This is a genomic window from Streptomyces sp. NPDC024555 (genome assembly GCF_055559335.1).
Window position 1 is genome coordinate 169,496 of the sequence record NZ_JBVHKV010000012.1, and the last position, 14,830, is coordinate 184,325.

Here is a 14,830-nt window from a genome sequence, read left to right on the forward strand (position 1 = left end):
GAGGGCCCGGCCCCGCCGGATCAGCCGAGCGTGATCGCCCGTACGGGACAGGCGCGGGCGGCCTCGCGGACCATGGGGCCGGGCTCGGCGTCGGCGAGCAGTTCGCTGAGCCCGTCCTCGTCCTGGGTGAAGACCCGGGGCGCGGCGAGCGCGCACTGCCCGGCCCCGATGCACACGTCCTTGTCGATGTCGATCCGCAGCTCCACGGCCGCCTCCCCTTCCGCGCTCACCACGTCACCGGCAGTTCCAGGAGCCCCTGGACGGTGTCCCCGGGTTTGAAGGGGATCTCCGCCACGGGCACCGCCGTCCGCAGCCCCGGCAGCCGCTCGAAGAGCGCGGGCAGCGCGATCTCCAGCTCGGCGCGGGCGAGGTTCTGCCCCAGGCACTGGTGGATGCCGAAGCCGAAGGCCACGTGGTTGCGGGCGCCGCGCTCCAGGTCGAGCGCGTCCGGGGCGGGGTACACGGTCGCGTCCCGGTTGCTCACCGCCGTGGAGAGCAGGACCCCGTCCCCGGCGCGCAGCACCACCCCGCCGACCTCGATGTCCTCGACGGCGATCCGGGAGAGCCCGTCGGCGATGGACAGGAACCGCAGCAGCTCCTCCACGGCCGTCCCCACCCCGTCCGGCCCCGCCGCCCGCAGCAGCGCCAGCTGGTCCGGGTGCTGGAGCAGCGTGAGGGTGCCCAGCGAGATCATGTTGGCGGTGGTCTCGTGGCCGGCCACCAGCAGGATCTGGGCCAGCCGCACCAGCGCGTCCAGGTCCAGCTCCCCGGTCTCCAGCCGCTGGGCGATCAGCTCGTCGAGCAGCCCGTCCCCCGGTTCCCGCCGCTTGTGCGCGATCAGCGTCCGGAAGTACCCGGTCAGCGCGTCCCGGGCCGCCTCCACGTCCGAGCCCTCCGGCCCGCGCAGCAGCTTGCGCGACTGCGCCTCGAAGAACGCGTGGTCCTCGTACGGCACGCCGAGCAGGGCGCAGATGACCATGGACGGGACGGGCAGCGCGAAGGACGTGACCAGTTCGGCGGGCGGTCCCTGCGCGACCATCGCGTCCAGGAGCCCGTCCACGATCTCCCGGATGCGCGGCCGCAGCGCGGCGGTCCTGCGGAGCGTGAAGCTCGGGATGAGCATCCGGCGCTGGGTGTGGTGCTCCGGATCGTCGACGCCGAGCAGTTCCACCCGGCGCTGGGTGGTGTCGGCCAGCCGCCGGGCGAAGACCGGGAACTCCGGGTGCTCCCGGTCGGAGGACAGCCTCGGGTCCACGAGCAGCGCCCGCGCCTCGGCGTGTCCGGTCACCAGCCAGACCGTACGGCCGTCGAAGAGCCGGACCCGGGAGACGGGCCCGTCGCCCCTGCTCGGGCGGGGGTAGCCGGACGGCGGGTGGTAGGGGCAGCTGCGGTTCTGCGGGAAGACGACGCCAGGGGTCTCGGTGGGTGTCTCTGTCACGGCGGACCTCGCAGGGAGAGGGGGGTGTCGTACCGATCACTCCCCACTAGATGCCTGAGGCACCTAAACAACCAGGTGCTGTTCGGCCAAACCGCCCGAACGGAGTGCGCACGTCCACTTTCGGCCGCCGAGGAGCACCATGGAAGACAGGCGAGGACTGGAGGTCACCCATGACCCGAACCCGGAGCCGTTACGCCTCCGACCGGGGGCTGACGACGCGCATGGTCACCACCATGTTCCTGATCGGCCTGCTGTACGTGGTGCTGGTCGGCGTGCTGCTGGCCGTCCTGCGGGGCGCCTGGCCGATCATCCTGATCATCACCGGCGGCATGTTCGTCGCCCAGTTCTGGTTCAGCGACCGCATCGCCGCGTTCAGCATGGGCGCCCGCGAGGTCACCCCCGAACAGGCCCCGGAACTGCACGGCGCGATCGACCGGATCTGCGCCCTTGCCGATATGGCCAAACCACGGGTGGCGATCGCGGAGAGCGACGTCCCGAACGCCTTCGCGACGGGCCGCAACGAGAAGACCGCCCTCGTCTGCGCCACCACCGGTCTGCTCCGCAGACTGGAGCCGGAGGAGCTGGAGGGCGTCCTCGCCCACGAGATGTCCCACGTCGCGCACCGGGATGTCGCCGTCATGACGATCGCCTCGTTCCTCGGCGTCCTCGCCGGGATCATGACCCGCGTCGCCCTCTGGGGCGGCTTCGCCCGGGGCGGCCGCAGCAACGACCCCTCCGGCATCGTCCTCATGCTCATCCCGCTGGTCAGCGCGGTCGTCTACGCCCTCAGCTTCCTGCTCACCCGGCTGCTCTCCCGCTACCGCGAACTCTCCGCCGACCGCGCCGCGGCCCTCCTCACCGGCCGCCCCTCCGCCCTGGCCTCCGCCCTCACCAAGGTGAGCGGCCAGATGGCCCGCATCCCCACGGAGGACCTGCGGAAGGCGGAGCCGTACAACGCCTTCTACTTCGTCCCGGCGTTCTCCTCCAAGGAGAGCCTGAGCCAGCTGCTCTCCTCGCACCCGACCCTCGAACAGCGCCTGGACCAGCTGGCCCGCATCTCCGCCGACCTGTCCCGCCCGTAGAACCGTCCCCGCCCCCCAGGGAGTCCCCGTGGGCCTGCTCGACACCATCCTCGGCCGCAGCAAACCGGTCCGCCCCGACCTCGACCAGCTCTTCGCCGTCCCCTCCGCCGCCCTCACCCTCCAGGCCGCCACCGGCTTCACCCCCACCGGCCTGGGCTCGGTCTGCTTCGCGGGCGTGGAGGGCGCCACCTTCGCCCGCCTCCAGCAGGACGTACGCGACCTCCTCGACGCCGACACCGCGCGCGGCGGCATCCCCGTCGAGTTCAGCCGCGACTCCTACGGCTACACCTGGCTCCTCGCCCGCCAGTCCCCCGACGACACCGCCGCCCTCGTCAACGACCTCCACGCCGTCAACACCCTCCTCCAGGACGGCGGCTTCGGCCCACAGCTCCTCTGCTCCCTCATCGCCTTCCACGACGACCAGGGCCGCTCCCTGGCCCTCGTCTACCTCTACAAGCGCGGCACCTTCTACCCCTTCGCCCCGCTCCCCGGCGGTACCGAGAAACGCGACAACCCCCTGGAACTCTCCGTCCGCGCCGCCCTCGGCGACGACCTCCGGGTGGAGAAGGACCTGGCGCGGTGGTTCCCGGTGTGGGGGGCGCCGGGGCTGTGAGGGGGGCCGCCCGGCTCGTCAGAGCGCGAGCACGTGCCGGAGTGCTGTGGACACCTGCATCATCGTCTGGTTCGAGAGCGCGCCGAGATCGGCCTTGATCTCGTCCCTGTACAGCGGCCCGAGGTCGTCACAGAGCACCCGCCCGACAAGCGGGTCATGGGCGCCCAGCTCGACAATGCTCGCCAGCGCAGGCTTGGGCGACGTCGTGATGCGTACGACAAGGACGTCGTTGAGTGCACGATTGCGCGCATTGTTCGAGACGACGAGCCAGGGCTTGAGGCCCGAACCGAGGTCGGCGCGGTAGACCCGCCCTCGGACGGGGACTACGTCACTCATTCACCAGCCCCGACCCGGCTACGACGCCGGGCTCCGCGAGCCCGCATGGCCGCCTCGTGCTCCCGGTCCTCCTCGTCCTGAGCAGCCGCGAGGGCGGCGTAGCCGTTCTCCATGACCTTCTCCTGAACCGCGAGCCGCCCCGCGTTCAGCAGCGCGCGCAGCGCTTCGGCCTCGGACGTGTCATCGTCCACGCGTATGCCGGTCACCTGGCACAGAGCTTCGTTCTCAGGCGTGTCGTGGCGCCGGATGCGCCGGAGCATGTCTTCGACGTGCGCGTCTATGGGGATGCTCTTACGAATCACCGATGCCATGCATCACATCATGCAGCACTATATGCAGCACGCAAAGGAATCGGCCCTACAAACGCGTGGAGGCTTACGGGGCCCGGCCCCGGCCTCGCCGTGAGAAGCAACTCCCACGGCTACCGCGTCGCATACCCGGGCAAGGGACTCATCGACTGCGTGGACCTCCGGCAGTGGCTGGAGCAGCACGAAAGCCGACTGGCGCAGGAGCCGCCCTCCTTCTCGTAGCGGCCCCCGGTGCCCACGCCACGCGTACCTCCGTGTCAGCCGTTGACGGCGTGCTTCAGGAACGGAGTGGTCACCGCACAGCTCGTGCCCGAGGAGCAGGGGCGTCCGTATCATCGCGTCCATGACTGGCGCATCCGACCACTCACCCGACCGTTCGCCCGGCAGCATGCGGGCCTCCGACGCCGACCGCGAGGCGGTCGTGGAACAGCTGCGGGAGGCGGCGGCCGAGGGGCGGATCGATCTCGACGAGCTGGACGAACGGGTCGGTGCCGCGCTGACGGCGAAGACGTACGGCGAACTCGCCCCGCTCACCGGCGATCTGGGGCCCGTGGTCATCGACTCCGGCGAACCGCTCACCCTCCGGGGCGGCATGCACAGCGTGTCCCGCAAGGGCCGCTGGAAGGTGCCGCCGCGCATCGTCGCGTACGGCGGCATGGGCGGCGTCCTGCTCGACTTCACGCAGACGGAGTGCCGGCTGCGGGAGATCGAGGTCGAGGTGGACGCACAGATGGCGGGTGTGGTGTTCGTCGTTCCCGAGGGCTGGGGTTCGGACACCGACGCGCTCGATCCCGGCATGGGCGGCTTCAAGGACAAGACCTCCGGCGGGCGGCTGCCCGGAACCCCGCTGCTCAGGCTCTCGGGCACGTGCGGCATGGGCGGCGTCGTGATCCGCCACTCCAGCGGCCGGGAACGCCGCAAGCAGCGCAAGGAGCTTCCGCGCTGACCCGGATCAGTGGTGCGGGACGGGCGCGCGGCGGCCGGCGCTGCGGTGGATGCTGAGGCCGAGGGCGAGCATCCAGTAGCTGAAGACCGCGCCCATCAGGGCGGTGGTGCCCCAGCCGTTCGCCGCGTAGAAGTGCGCGGGGGTGTTGCCGAAGAAGAGCGAGGGCACGAAGGCCAGGTTGATCCCCGCCAGGACGTACGCGGAGCGGGCGGTCCAGCGCGGCAGCAGGTCCGTACGCGCGATGGCGTGGCCCACGGCGGTCAGGAACAGCGCGAGCAGGAGCCGGCCGATCGTCCCGTACAGGATGTAGGTGCCGCTGACGGTGATCGTCGGGTCGATCGGACGGTCGGCGGCGATGACCGCACCGGCCTCCAGTCCGCTGGAGACCAGAGTGACCGTCGTGTAGACCAGTCCGGCGACGAAGGCCAGGTTGCCCGCCCATTCATGGGCGGGGCTCACCGCCTTGACGAGTTCGCGGAAGGCGGTCACGAAGAGGAGCAGGAACGCCAGCGCGAGGATTCCGATCAGCAGGCGGGCCAGGACGTTGGTGTCCGGCGGCGGTCCCGAGTAGATGAAGTACAACGGCACTTCGACGATGAAGGCGGCTGCGGCGGCGATCCCGGCGAAGCCCGTCAGGCGCCGGGCGGTGGTCTCGTTCATGGCTGTCCCCCTGCTGATCCGCGTGGTGGGTTCCGCGTAGCTGCGGTGCCATGAATTCTTCCGGCGCACACCGGGCCGGTCACTGGGCCTGGACACCGGACGGCGGGGGTGGTTTCGCCACCCACGGCGAGGTGGGGCCAGGCCCCCGGCCGGACTCCGCCGGTCTCACAGCCTGAGGCCGGAGACCCCCCGCCCGCCGTTCATCACCATCACGGACCCGTACTTCTTCGCGTCGTTGAGCGGGCGCACCGTGGTGTGGAACTCCACGTCCGGGACCTGGATCGCGTACAGGATCGCGTCGGCGATCAGGCGCAGGTCCTCCAGGCCGGACCGGGTGACGACCAGGCGGGAGCCTCCGGCAGTCTCCACCACGAGGACGGGCTTCGATGTGCCGATGCCCAGGACGACGACGACCAGGGCGGCCACGGCGACGAGGGCCAGGACGTTGCCGTTCTCCCCGACGTCGACCCCGTTGCCGTTGGCCGAGCTGATGACGGCGACGAGTACGACCGCGCCGAGCAGCCATTTCAGGACGCGCATCACCGTCTCGCCCCAGTCGGGGCCGAACCGGAACGCGTCGACCATGGTGATGGCGGTCAGCGGTATCGCGGCCGACCCGACCCGCAGGGCCCGGCGGTCGATCCAGAGGTCGAGCACCCGGCCCTTGCGCGTGGCCGCCGGGAGGGGCGGCGGCGGGAGCGGGACGGGGCCCGGGGGCGGCATCGGAGGCGGGGCCTGGGGCGGAACAGGGGGCACGGGCGGGGGCGGTTCGTCCGGCGGCGGCGTCCCGGCGTTACCGTTGTCGGCCATGGCTCCCCCAGCTCTCGTCACGGGATGACCATTAAGCGGCACCGGCCCGCCCTACGGCAGACGAGAAGTGGCCAACCCGGTTCCGCTGGCCGGATGTTCCCCTTGCAGCGGCCGGACCGTGAGGATCTGCTCCGCCCGGCCGACCGGGCCGTGGACGTCGTGCAGGAGTGTGCTGGGTCGAGCGGGTGGAGACCCAGGCGGCCAGACAAGGCCGGAAAGCAACGGCCGGGCCCGACATCACCATGCCGATAATCAGCCCCATGGAACCCACCGAGTTAACAACATGGATCGCGGCCCTGTTGTCCCAGGCATCGAGTGGCGCGGCGGGTGCCATCGGCGGCGCGGCCGGCGCCGAGGCCTCTCGTCTGGTGCGGGAGCGGCTGGGATCCTCCCCCGAAGGGCGTGCCGCTCTCGACCCGGCGGACGGCGACCCGGACGAGGCCGCGCGGCTCCTGACCGTCGTGCTCACGGAGGACCCCGCGTTCGCCCGCCGGCTGGAGCAGTTGCACGAGGCGGCGCAGCAGCGGCCCTCGGCGGCACCGTCCGCCGGGCGCGATGTGTACCAGGCCACGATCGGCGACCGGTCCAGGCACAACACCATCGCGTTCGGTCCGCTGACCCTGCGCAAGGACCGGGCGCCGGTCACCGTCACGGCGCTGCTCCTGGTCGTGGCACTGGTCCTCGGCTTCGCCGTCTACGGGATCGTCCAGGCCCTGGGCGGTGACGACGGCGAGGTGCCGCTGTCGGTCACCGGCGGGGCGAGCGGAGCCATGGACGGTGACGGTTCGGGCGTCGATGCGGAGCAGCGCGAGAACGGGACGGGCCGGGGCGGGAAGACCGCGCCCGTGACGGACCTGGAGCTCGCGAAGGGCATCCTCCCGGACCTTCGGAGCATGCCGTCGGGATGGTCGGTGTCCGAGGCGGCCGAGACGGAGGGAAAGCCGGACCTCTGCTCGGACGACTGCGGCGGACTGCTCAGCAAGGGCCAGGTGACGTACGAGCCCTCCGGGACGTCCGACCTGGCGTCGATCCTGGTCGAGACCTACGAGTCGGCCGACGCGGCGGCCACGGGCTACGAGACGCGCGTCGGCGACATCGGCACGGGGGACGGCATCGCCTCGATGTCCCTGGACCCACTCGGGGACGTGAGCGCCGCGTTCTCCCGGAAGGAGTACACCGGCTCGGCGTACAAGTACTCCATGGCCTCGGTCGTCCGGGCCGGGACCGTGGTGATCCGGGTCGCGTACGGCGGTGGTTACGACGAGCTCAACTCGTCGGTCCTGACAGGCATCGCGGGCATGGTGACCGAACGCGCGCGCCAGGCCCAGAACGGCGAGCAGCCGTCCGCCGCGTTCGCCGAGGCGCCCTGACCACTCCTCGCCGGAGCGCCCTTCCCACGCTCTGTCGGGGCGCCCTGAGCGGTCGGGGCCAGGCGGCAAGCGTGCGTGCCGGGCCTCGGCCCGCAGGCGGGAACTCGCTACGGCCCTACAGCGGCCGCACCGTGAGGATCTGCTCCGCCCGGCCGACCGGGCCGTGGACGTCGTGCAGGACCGTGCTGGTGAGTCCCTGGCCGGCCGGACCGAAGACGACCGTGGTGTCCAGGCCGGTCCAGCCGCCCTCGGGGAGGCGGTGCAGGTGCACGGTCAGGTCGACGTTCGGGAACATCCACGCCGTGGGCTGCTCGCGGACGGCGATGCCGTTGGCCGTGTCGACCAGGGCGATGAACGAGGCGAGCGGGCCCGCCTTCTCGCCCGCGACGAGGTCGAGCGGGGTGGAGATCCAGGCGGTCGCACGGCCGGGGCGCGGGGTGCCGACCGGGCGGACGTCCACGGAGGCGATGTAGCCGCCGGGCCAGAGGTCGGCCATCGCCCAGGACGCGAGGGTGTCGGGGTGGGCGAGCCGGTCGTCCCCGCCGCCCTCGACGGCGGTGGTGTCCACGGCGGCCAGGCACCAGGCGCGGGCCCGCACGACGGGGCGGCCCGCGATGGTCGCGACGGCCTCGACCAGTTCGATCGTGCGGCCGGGGCGGACCGTCTCGACCCGGATCTCCACCTCGTCCAGCGCGATCCGGCCGAGGATGTCGAAGCTGATCCGGGACAGCAGCAGCCCCTCGCCCGGCCGGTCCGCCAGATGCCGTTCGATCGCGTGCGTGACCAGGCCGCCGAACGGGCTGAAGTGCACCTCGTCCGTGCTCCAGGCACCGCTCGCGTGGGCGGTGGGCTTGTAGCGGTGGTCGTCGATGCGCTCGTAGTAGCTGGCGGTGCCCATGGCGTCGTTCCCTCGCGGCCGTACGGTTCAGGAGCCCCCAGCGTGACATCGCTCGGTCACCGGCCGGTCGGCGGGTCCGGTGTATGGGGCACGCATGCCCGCCGCGCCGCGCCGCAGCCGCCCCGCCGGACCGTTACGGCAGCTCCGGGGCCCAGGCGACACCGTTGATGTGCGCCCCGCCGTCGACGAAGAGCGTGTTGCCGGTGACGTACCGCGCGCCCTCGCTCGCCAGGAACAGCGCGGCCGGGGCGATGTCGTCCGCCGGGTCGCCGATGCGGCCCATGGGGTTCGCCGCGTTCGCCTGCGCCTCCAACTCCGGGTGCTCGCCCATCATCCGGACGTACGCGGCACTCTTCGCCCCCGGGCAGATCGCGTTCACCACCACGCCCGTCGGCGCCCACTCGCGGGCCGCCGTCCGGGTCAGGGTGCGCAGGGCCTCCTTGGCCGCGTTGTACTCCAGGGTGCCGACGTGGGCGTTGACGCCGTTGAGGCTGCACATGTTCACCACCCGGCCCCAGCCGCGCTCCCTCATGTGCGGAAACGCCGCCTTCATCGCCCAGAACGGGCCGTAGAACCCGACCCCGAAGCCCCGCTCCAGCATCTCGTCCGTCTTGTTCTCCACCCGGCCCACATCGCCCGCGCCCCAGGCGTTGTTCACCAGGATGTCGACCCGGCCCCACTCCCGTACCGCCGCGTCGACCATCGCGCCCACCTGCGCCCTGTCCCCGACATCGGTCCGGACGAACAGCCCGCCCGTCTCCCCGGCCACCGCCCGGCCGCTCTCCTCGTTCAGCTCGGCGACCAGGACGTGCGCGCCCTCGGCCGCGTACGCACGGGCCACGGCAGCCCCGATCCCGTCCCCTGCGCCGGTGACGATCGCGACGCGTCCGGTGAGTGACATGCGCTCTCCTTGCACGGGAGGGGTGGCGACGGAGGTCCGTCCTGGACCTCATCCAAACCACCGCGCGCGGGCCGTGCGGGGCGCTGTCCCGGCCACCGGGACGGGGGCGCCGTGGGGTGGGCCCGTGCGCCTGTGTCCGGTGGGTGGGGGCGGGGTCCCTCCGGGGTGACTCCTCAGAAATGGCGTGTTCACCCGGGTACGTAAGGGACCCGGGTCGTACGCCATTTCCTGCGGGGACACCCCTGCACGCCCCCACCCGGGCCGGTTCGGCGTCTGCATGCCGGTGGGACCCGCTGCCACGGACAGACCCCCGCCCGGCCTTCGCGTCTCTCTCCCCGCCGGTGAATCACGCTGTCGCAGACGCACGACGGCCGGGGCCGGGGGCGTGCAGGGGAGTCCCCGCAGAACGACGAACACAGACCCGGACGCCCTTACGTCGGGCCCGCACGTTCGTCGTTCGAGGAGTCTCCCCGGAGGGACCCCGGACCCCCACCCACCGAACATCAGGCGCCCTGCGGGGAACCCGCACAAACAAGCCCGTCCGGCGATTGAGGACGGAACCCCGAGCCCCGGGACCCCGCACCACGTCAGGGCCGGAACACCGCCACCGCCTCCCGCCCCTCCTCCCGCTCGAACGTCACCCTCAGCTCCATCCCGATCGCGAGCGCGGACTCCTCGCACTCCACGATCCGCGTCATCATCCGGGGCCCCTCCGCCAGGTCCACGACGGCGGCGACATACGGAACGCGGCCACCGAAGGGCGGCAGGTCGTTGCGGTGGACGACGGACCAGGTGTACAGCGTGGCGCGCCCGCTCGCCCGCTCCCAGGCCACGTCCTCGCTCCAGCAGTACGGGCAGAACTCGCGCGGGTAGTGGTGCGCCCGCCCGCACCCCCGGCACCGGCGCACGAGCAGCAACCCCTCGGCGGCGGCGTCCCAGTAGGGCTGGGTGAACGCGTCGGGTTCGGGGAGGTCGTAGCGGGGGCCGGGGGCCGGGGGCGACACGGGGGCAACGGACGCCGGGTCCGGGCTCGCGGCGGTCACAGGAACAGTCCGATCGCGTGGTCGAGGGACCAGGTCTGCCAGGCCATGGCGAACAGGGCGACGAGCGAGATGAGCGCCATCATCGCGTTCTGCCCCTGCTCGGCCCAGTCGTGGATCATCAGGACCAGGTAGAGGAGGTTCAGCAGGAGCCCCGCGACGAGGGCGACCGGGGTGAGGAAGCCGGCGACCAGGCCGAGGCCCAGGGCGAGTTCCGCGTACACGACGACGTAGGCCATGAGCCGGGGGCGCGGGGCGACGACCTTCGTGAAGCCTGTGCGGACGACCGCCCAGCGGTGCTTGCCCGCGACGCCGGCCGCCCAGGCGATGCCGGTGCCCCGCTCGAACCAGCCCTTCTTGTCCTTGTGGCGCCAGCTCTCCAGCCACCACAGGCCGAGGCCGATTCGGAGCACGGCGAGCCACTGGGCCCCGTCGAGCCAGACCGTCCGCATGAGGTCCTCCGTTCACCGGATCTGACGGTACGTCAGTTCACCGGATGGCGGCGGACTCCGCAAGGGGCGCGCACCCGTGATCAATTCGCAATCGATTCCGGGCTTGACCGAGACCCATCAACAAATCACGCCATTACGCTCCGAACCATGTCCGACAGCACACCCCCCTCCGGCACCACTCCCCTCCCGGCCCCCACCGACCTCACCGAGGACCGCCCCGTCTACGTCATCGGCGGCGGACCCGGCGGTCTGGCCGCCGCTGCCGCGCTGCGCGAGCAGGGCGTACGGGCGGTGGTCCTGGAGAAGGCGGCGGACGTCGGCGCCTCCTGGCGCGGCCACTACGACCGGCTGCACCTGCACACCACACGGCGCTGGTCGGCCCTGCCGGGGCTGGCGATGCCCCGCAGGTTCGGCCGCTGGGTCTCCCGGGACGACGTGGTGCGCTACCTGGAGAAGTACGTCGAGCACCACGGCCTGGAGGTCGTGACGGGGGTCGAGGTCTCCCGCGTCGACCGGGCGGACGACGGCTCCGGGTGGCGGCTGACCGCGACCGGCGGACGGGAACTGACCGGCCGCGCGGTCGTCGTGGCCACCGGCTTCAACCACACCCCGCGCATCCCGGACTGGCCCGGACGCTCCGGCTTCACCGGCGAACTGGTCCACGCCTCCGCCTACCGCAACCCCGCCCCGTACGCCGGCAAGGACGTCCTCGTCGTGGGCGTCGGCAACACGGGGGCCGAGATCGCCGTCGACCTCGTGGAGGGCGGCGCAGGGCGCGTACGGCTCGCGGTACGCACCGCCCCGCACATCGTGCGCCGGTCCACGGCGGGCTGGCCCGCCCAGGCGACCGGCATCCTGGTGCGCCGGCTGCCCGTCCCCCTCGTCGACCGGGCGGGCGGGCTGATGGCCAGGGTCGCGGTGCCCGATCTCGCCGAGCACGGGCTGCCCCGGCCGGACACGGGCCTCTACTCCCGGGTCAAGGAGGGCGCGATCCCGGTCCAGGACGTCGGGCTCATCGACGCGGTCAAGGGCGGCCTGGTCCAGCCGGTGGCCGCCGTCGCCTCCTTCGACGGGGACGCGGTGGTCCTGGCCGACGGGACCCGGGTCACCCCGGACGCGGTGATCGCCGCGACCGGCTACCTCCGGGCGCTGGAGCCGCTGGTCGGCCATCTGGGAGTCCTGGACGACCGGGGCCGCCCGGTCGTCCACGGCGCCCGCACCCCGAAGCAGGCCCCCGGGCTCTACTTCACCGGGTTCACCAACCCCATCAGCGGCATGTTCCGCGAAATGGCCCTGGACGCCCGCAAGATCGCCCGCCGCCTGGCCCGCACGGCCTGACCGGCCACCCGACCACCCGACCACCCGACCACCCGACCACCCGACCACCCAATCAACCGATCAACCGGCCGTCCGGGACCACAGCACGCCACCCAACCTGCCACCCGGCCGCCCGCGACCGCCCCAGGCCGCCCGCCCGGCCAACCGCGACCACCCCAAGCCACCCGACCACCCGCCCGACCCGAATCGCCCCGCCCCACCCCCGTCCCCCACGAGAGCGGCGGCCCGGACCCCTCCGGGCCGCCGCTCTCAGTCTTTGCCTGCACACCCATTCCTGACGGGCCGTCAGTTCAGTAACCTGACAGAGCGTCAGTTATGTGGTCCGGGCACCCCGTGTGCCGAAGCACTGTCGAGCAGGAGTGGGCGGAACGATGCTTGGATCGACTCACGGCACCCTCACCACCGACTTCCGCGCCCGGGTGGTCGCCTGCGGCGAGGAACCGCACGCCGCCGTCCACAGCATGGCGGCCGCCGCCGCGGAGGGCGACCTCGACGTCAGCGGCCGGCCGCTGCACGCCCCCGTACCGGACCTGGACCGCTTCTTCCGGCCCCGGTCGGTCGCCGTCGTCGGCGCCTCCGACACCGAGGGACGGCCCAACACCGGCATCACCCGCCAGCTCATCGCCTGGGCCGAACGCGTCGGCGCCCGCCTCCACCCCGTCCACCCCACCCGCACCACCGTCTTCGGCCGGGACTGCTTCCCGTCCGTCGCGGAGCTGCCCGAGGAGGTCGATCTGGCGGTCCTGCTGGTCGGTGACCCCCTTCCGGTCATCGAGGAACTCGCCCAGGCCAAGGTGCGGTTCGCCGTCGCCTTCGCCTCCGGCTTCGCCGAGACCGGGGCCGAGGGCGCGGCCGCCCAGGCCCGGCTGTCCGCCGCCGTCGAACGCTCGGGGCTGCGCCTGCTCGGCCCCAACACCAACCTGAACGCCTTCGAGGAGTTCCGCGAGGACCTGGACGGCCCGGCGATCGCCCTGATCACCCAGTCCGGCCACCAGGGGCGCCCCGTCTACACCCTCCAGGAGCTGGGCGTGCGGCTCTCGCACTGGGCGCCCACCGGCAACGAGGCGGATCTGGAGACCGCCGACTTCATCGCGTACTTCTCGCAGCAGCCCGAGGTCGGGGCCATCGCCTGCTACGTCGAGGGGCTCAAGGACGGGCGCTCCTTCCTGCTCGCGGCGGACCGGGCGGCGCGGGCCGGGGTTCCGGTGGTGGCGGTGAAGGTGGGGCGGACGGAGGCGGGAGCCCGGATGGCTGCCTCACACACGGGGAAGCTGACCGGGGCCGACCAGGTCGTCGACGCGGCGATGCGGCAGTTCGGCGTGATCCGGGTGGACGGGCTCGACGAACTCCAGGACACCGCCGCCCTGCTGGCCCGCGCCCGCACACCGCGGGCCGAGGGCGTCGTCGTCTATTCGATCTCGGGCGGCACGGGTGCGCACTTCTCGGACCTGGCGACGGACGCCGGGCTCTCGCTCCCGGTGCTGTCCGAGGCCAAGCAGGCCGAACTGCACACCTGGATCCCCGACTACCTGAACGTGGCCAACCCCGTCGACAACGGCGGCCACCCGGTCGGCGACTGGCGCGGCCGGAAGATCATCGACGCGATCCTCGCGGACCCGGAGGTGGGGGTGCTGATCTGTCCGATCACCGGCCCCTTCCCGCCGATGAGCGACAAGCTGGCCCAGGATCTCGTGGACGCGGCGGAGACCACGGACAAGCTGGTGTGCGTGGTGTGGGGGTCGCCCGTGGGCACCGAGGAGGCGTACCGCACGACGCTGCTCGGCTCCTCCCGGGTCGCCACCTTCCGCACCTTCGGCAACTGCATCACCGCCGTGAAGGCCTATCTGGACCACCACCGCTTCGCGGCCTCCTACCGCTCGCCCTTCGACGAGGCCCCGCGCACCCCGTCCCCGTCCTTCCGCAAGGCGCAGGCCCTGATGCGGCCGGGGCACCAGCTGAGCGAGCACGCGGCGAAGCAGCTGCTGCGCGCGTACGGGATCCGGGTGCCCCGCGAGCAGTTGGTGACGAGCGCCGCGGCGGCCGTCCGGGCGGCCGGGCTCGTCGGCTACCCCGTCGTCATGAAGGCGTCCGGGGCGCGGCTGGCCCACAAGACGGAGCTGGGCCTGGTCAAGGTCGGGCTCACCTCGGCCAGCCAGGTGCGCGACGCCTATCGCGAGCTGACGGACATCGCCCGCTACGAGGGCATCGATCTGGACGGCATCCTGGTCTGCCAGATGGTGGAGCGGGGCGTCGAGATGATGGTCGGGGTCACGCACGACCCGCTGTTCGGCCCGACGGTGACGGTGGGGCTCGGGGGTGTGCTCGTCGAGGTGCTGCACGACGCGGCGGTGCGGGTGCCGCCCTTCGGTGAGGACCAGGCGCGGGCGATGCTCGGCGAACTGCGCGGCCGGGCCCTGCTGGAAGGCGTGCGCGGCGGGGCCCCCGTGGACGTGGACGCGCTCGTCGAAGTCGTCCTGCGCGTCCAGCGGATGGCGCTCGAACTCGGCGACGACCTCAGCGAACTCGACATCAATCCGCTGATGGTGCTGGGGCGCGGGCAGGGCGCGGTCGCCCTGGACGCACTGGCCGTCTGCCGCTGAGGGGGCGGAGCGGCGGTCCGCCGACGGCCCGCCGCCGC

Annotated in this window: 16 protein-coding genes; 6 read left to right on the plus strand and 10 right to left on the minus strand. The window is 72.4% G+C overall.

The annotated features are described in order from the left end of the window. Nucleotides 1-20: 20 nt before the first annotated feature. Both ACZ4FH_RS22140 and ACZ4FH_RS22145 read right to left on the minus strand, forming a co-directional pair. Nucleotides 21-200, minus strand: coding sequence for a ferredoxin (locus ACZ4FH_RS22140; protein WP_383643244.1), 180 nt, complete (start codon nucleotides 198-200; stop codon nucleotides 21-23). 26 nt (nucleotides 201-226) lie between these two features. Continuing rightward, nucleotides 227-1,438, minus strand: a complete 1,212-nt coding sequence (locus tag ACZ4FH_RS22145) for a cytochrome P450 (protein WP_467306731.1) — start codon at nucleotides 1,436-1,438, stop codon at nucleotides 227-229. A gap of 170 nt (nucleotides 1,439-1,608) precedes the next feature. On the opposite strand from ACZ4FH_RS22145, the gene htpX reads away from it, so the two are divergent. Beyond that, nucleotides 1,609-2,520, plus strand: a complete 912-nt coding sequence (gene htpX / locus ACZ4FH_RS22150) for a zinc metalloprotease HtpX (RefSeq protein ID WP_467306732.1) — start codon at nucleotides 1,609-1,611, stop codon at nucleotides 2,518-2,520. Nucleotides 2,521-2,548: 28 nt separating this feature from the next. After that, on the plus strand, nucleotides 2,549-3,133 hold the full coding sequence (gene pspAB, locus ACZ4FH_RS22155; protein WP_467306733.1) for a PspA-associated protein PspAB: 585 nt from the start codon (nucleotides 2,549-2,551) through the stop codon (nucleotides 3,131-3,133). Between the two features lie 18 nt (nucleotides 3,134-3,151). On the opposite strand, the gene ACZ4FH_RS22160 is transcribed toward pspAB, so the two are convergent. Together ACZ4FH_RS22160 and ACZ4FH_RS22165 are read right to left on the minus strand one after the other, a co-directional pair. Beyond that, nucleotides 3,152-3,469 carry a type II toxin-antitoxin system PemK/MazF family toxin gene (locus ACZ4FH_RS22160; protein WP_467306734.1) on the minus strand — a complete coding sequence of 106 codons (318 nt, stop codon included), beginning with the start codon at nucleotides 3,467-3,469 and terminating at the stop codon, nucleotides 3,152-3,154. Then, nucleotides 3,466-3,780, minus strand: coding sequence for a hypothetical protein (locus tag ACZ4FH_RS22165; protein ID WP_467306735.1), 315 nt, complete (start codon nucleotides 3,778-3,780; stop codon nucleotides 3,466-3,468). The genes ACZ4FH_RS22160 and ACZ4FH_RS22165 overlap by 4 nt, the downstream gene beginning before the upstream one ends. 340 nt (nucleotides 3,781-4,120) lie before the next feature. Here ACZ4FH_RS22165 and ACZ4FH_RS22170 point away from each other — a divergent pair, with 340 nt between their 5' ends. After that, entirely contained in the window at nucleotides 4,121-4,723 is a 603-nt protein-coding gene (locus tag ACZ4FH_RS22170) for a DUF1707 SHOCT-like domain-containing protein (protein ID WP_467306736.1), read from the plus strand. Nucleotides 4,724-4,729: 6 nt separating this feature from the next. On the opposite strand, the gene ACZ4FH_RS22175 is transcribed toward ACZ4FH_RS22170, so the two are convergent. Together ACZ4FH_RS22175 and ACZ4FH_RS22180 are read right to left on the minus strand one after the other, a co-directional pair. Next, entirely contained in the window at nucleotides 4,730-5,383 is a 654-nt protein-coding gene (locus ACZ4FH_RS22175) for a hypothetical protein (protein ID WP_467306737.1), read from the minus strand. Nucleotides 5,384-5,548: 165 nt separating this feature from the next. Then, complete coding sequence (locus ACZ4FH_RS22180; protein ID WP_467306739.1) at nucleotides 5,549-6,193, minus strand: DUF6232 family protein; 645 nt, start codon at nucleotides 6,191-6,193, stop codon at nucleotides 5,549-5,551. Nucleotides 6,194-6,453: 260 nt separating this feature from the next. Here ACZ4FH_RS22180 and ACZ4FH_RS22185 point away from each other — a divergent pair, with 260 nt between their 5' ends. Beyond that, complete coding sequence (locus ACZ4FH_RS22185; RefSeq protein ID WP_467306741.1) at nucleotides 6,454-7,563, plus strand: hypothetical protein; 1,110 nt, start codon at nucleotides 6,454-6,456, stop codon at nucleotides 7,561-7,563. 115 nt (nucleotides 7,564-7,678) lie between these two features. On the opposite strand, the gene ACZ4FH_RS22190 is transcribed toward ACZ4FH_RS22185, so the two are convergent. The 4 genes from ACZ4FH_RS22190 to ACZ4FH_RS22205 form a co-directional block, all read right to left on the minus strand. Beyond that, entirely contained in the window at nucleotides 7,679-8,461 is a 783-nt protein-coding gene (locus ACZ4FH_RS22190) for a thioesterase family protein (protein WP_467306742.1), read from the minus strand. A 133-nt stretch (nucleotides 8,462-8,594) separates the two neighbouring features. Next, a complete protein-coding gene (locus tag ACZ4FH_RS22195; protein WP_467306743.1) occupies nucleotides 8,595-9,362 on the minus strand; it encodes an SDR family NAD(P)-dependent oxidoreductase in 768 nt (255 codons plus the stop codon). A gap of 587 nt (nucleotides 9,363-9,949) precedes the next feature. Next, nucleotides 9,950-10,366 (minus strand): Zn-ribbon domain-containing OB-fold protein, encoded by a 417-nt coding sequence (locus tag ACZ4FH_RS22200; RefSeq protein ID WP_467306745.1) that lies wholly within the window; start codon nucleotides 10,364-10,366, stop codon nucleotides 9,950-9,952. 35 nt (nucleotides 10,367-10,401) lie between these two features. Continuing rightward, entirely contained in the window at nucleotides 10,402-10,854 is a 453-nt protein-coding gene (locus tag ACZ4FH_RS22205; protein WP_467306747.1) for a DoxX family protein, read from the minus strand. A 147-nt stretch (nucleotides 10,855-11,001) separates the two neighbouring features. Here ACZ4FH_RS22205 and ACZ4FH_RS22210 point away from each other — a divergent pair, with 147 nt between their 5' ends. After that, nucleotides 11,002-12,192, plus strand: a complete 1,191-nt coding sequence (locus ACZ4FH_RS22210) for a flavin-containing monooxygenase (protein ID WP_467306749.1) — start codon at nucleotides 11,002-11,004, stop codon at nucleotides 12,190-12,192. Between the two features lie 371 nt (nucleotides 12,193-12,563). Next, on the plus strand, nucleotides 12,564-14,792 hold the full coding sequence (locus tag ACZ4FH_RS22215) for an acetate--CoA ligase family protein (RefSeq protein ID WP_467306751.1): 2,229 nt from the start codon (nucleotides 12,564-12,566) through the stop codon (nucleotides 14,790-14,792). Nucleotides 14,793-14,830 lie beyond the last annotated feature (38 nt).

Bases quoted from the DNA above. Each gene is read 5' to 3' on its own strand.
- htpX (WP_467306732.1), top strand. From the start codon at position 1,609: ATGACCCGAACCCGGAGCCGTTACGCCTCCGACCGGGGGCTGACGACG.
- ACZ4FH_RS22160 (WP_467306734.1), bottom strand. From the start codon at position 3,469: ATGAGTGACGTAGTCCCCGTCCGAGGGCGGGTCTACCGCGCCGACCTC.
- ACZ4FH_RS22165 (WP_467306735.1), bottom strand. From the start codon at position 3,780: ATGGCATCGGTGATTCGTAAGAGCATCCCCATAGACGCGCACGTCGAA.
- ACZ4FH_RS22170 (WP_467306736.1), top strand. From the start codon at position 4,121: ATGACTGGCGCATCCGACCACTCACCCGACCGTTCGCCCGGCAGCATG.
- ACZ4FH_RS22175 (WP_467306737.1), bottom strand. From the start codon at position 5,383: ATGAACGAGACCACCGCCCGGCGCCTGACGGGCTTCGCCGGGATCGCC.
- ACZ4FH_RS22180 (WP_467306739.1), bottom strand. From the start codon at position 6,193: ATGGCCGACAACGGTAACGCCGGGACGCCGCCGCCGGACGAACCGCCC.
- ACZ4FH_RS22185 (WP_467306741.1), top strand. From the start codon at position 6,454: ATGGAACCCACCGAGTTAACAACATGGATCGCGGCCCTGTTGTCCCAG.
- ACZ4FH_RS22190 (WP_467306742.1), bottom strand. From the start codon at position 8,461: ATGGGCACCGCCAGCTACTACGAGCGCATCGACGACCACCGCTACAAG.
- ACZ4FH_RS22195 (WP_467306743.1), bottom strand. From the start codon at position 9,362: ATGTCACTCACCGGACGCGTCGCGATCGTCACCGGCGCAGGGGACGGG.
- ACZ4FH_RS22205 (WP_467306747.1), bottom strand. From the start codon at position 10,854: ATGCGGACGGTCTGGCTCGACGGGGCCCAGTGGCTCGCCGTGCTCCGA.
- ACZ4FH_RS22210 (WP_467306749.1), top strand. From the start codon at position 11,002: ATGTCCGACAGCACACCCCCCTCCGGCACCACTCCCCTCCCGGCCCCC.
- ACZ4FH_RS22215 (WP_467306751.1), top strand. From the start codon at position 12,564: ATGCTTGGATCGACTCACGGCACCCTCACCACCGACTTCCGCGCCCGG.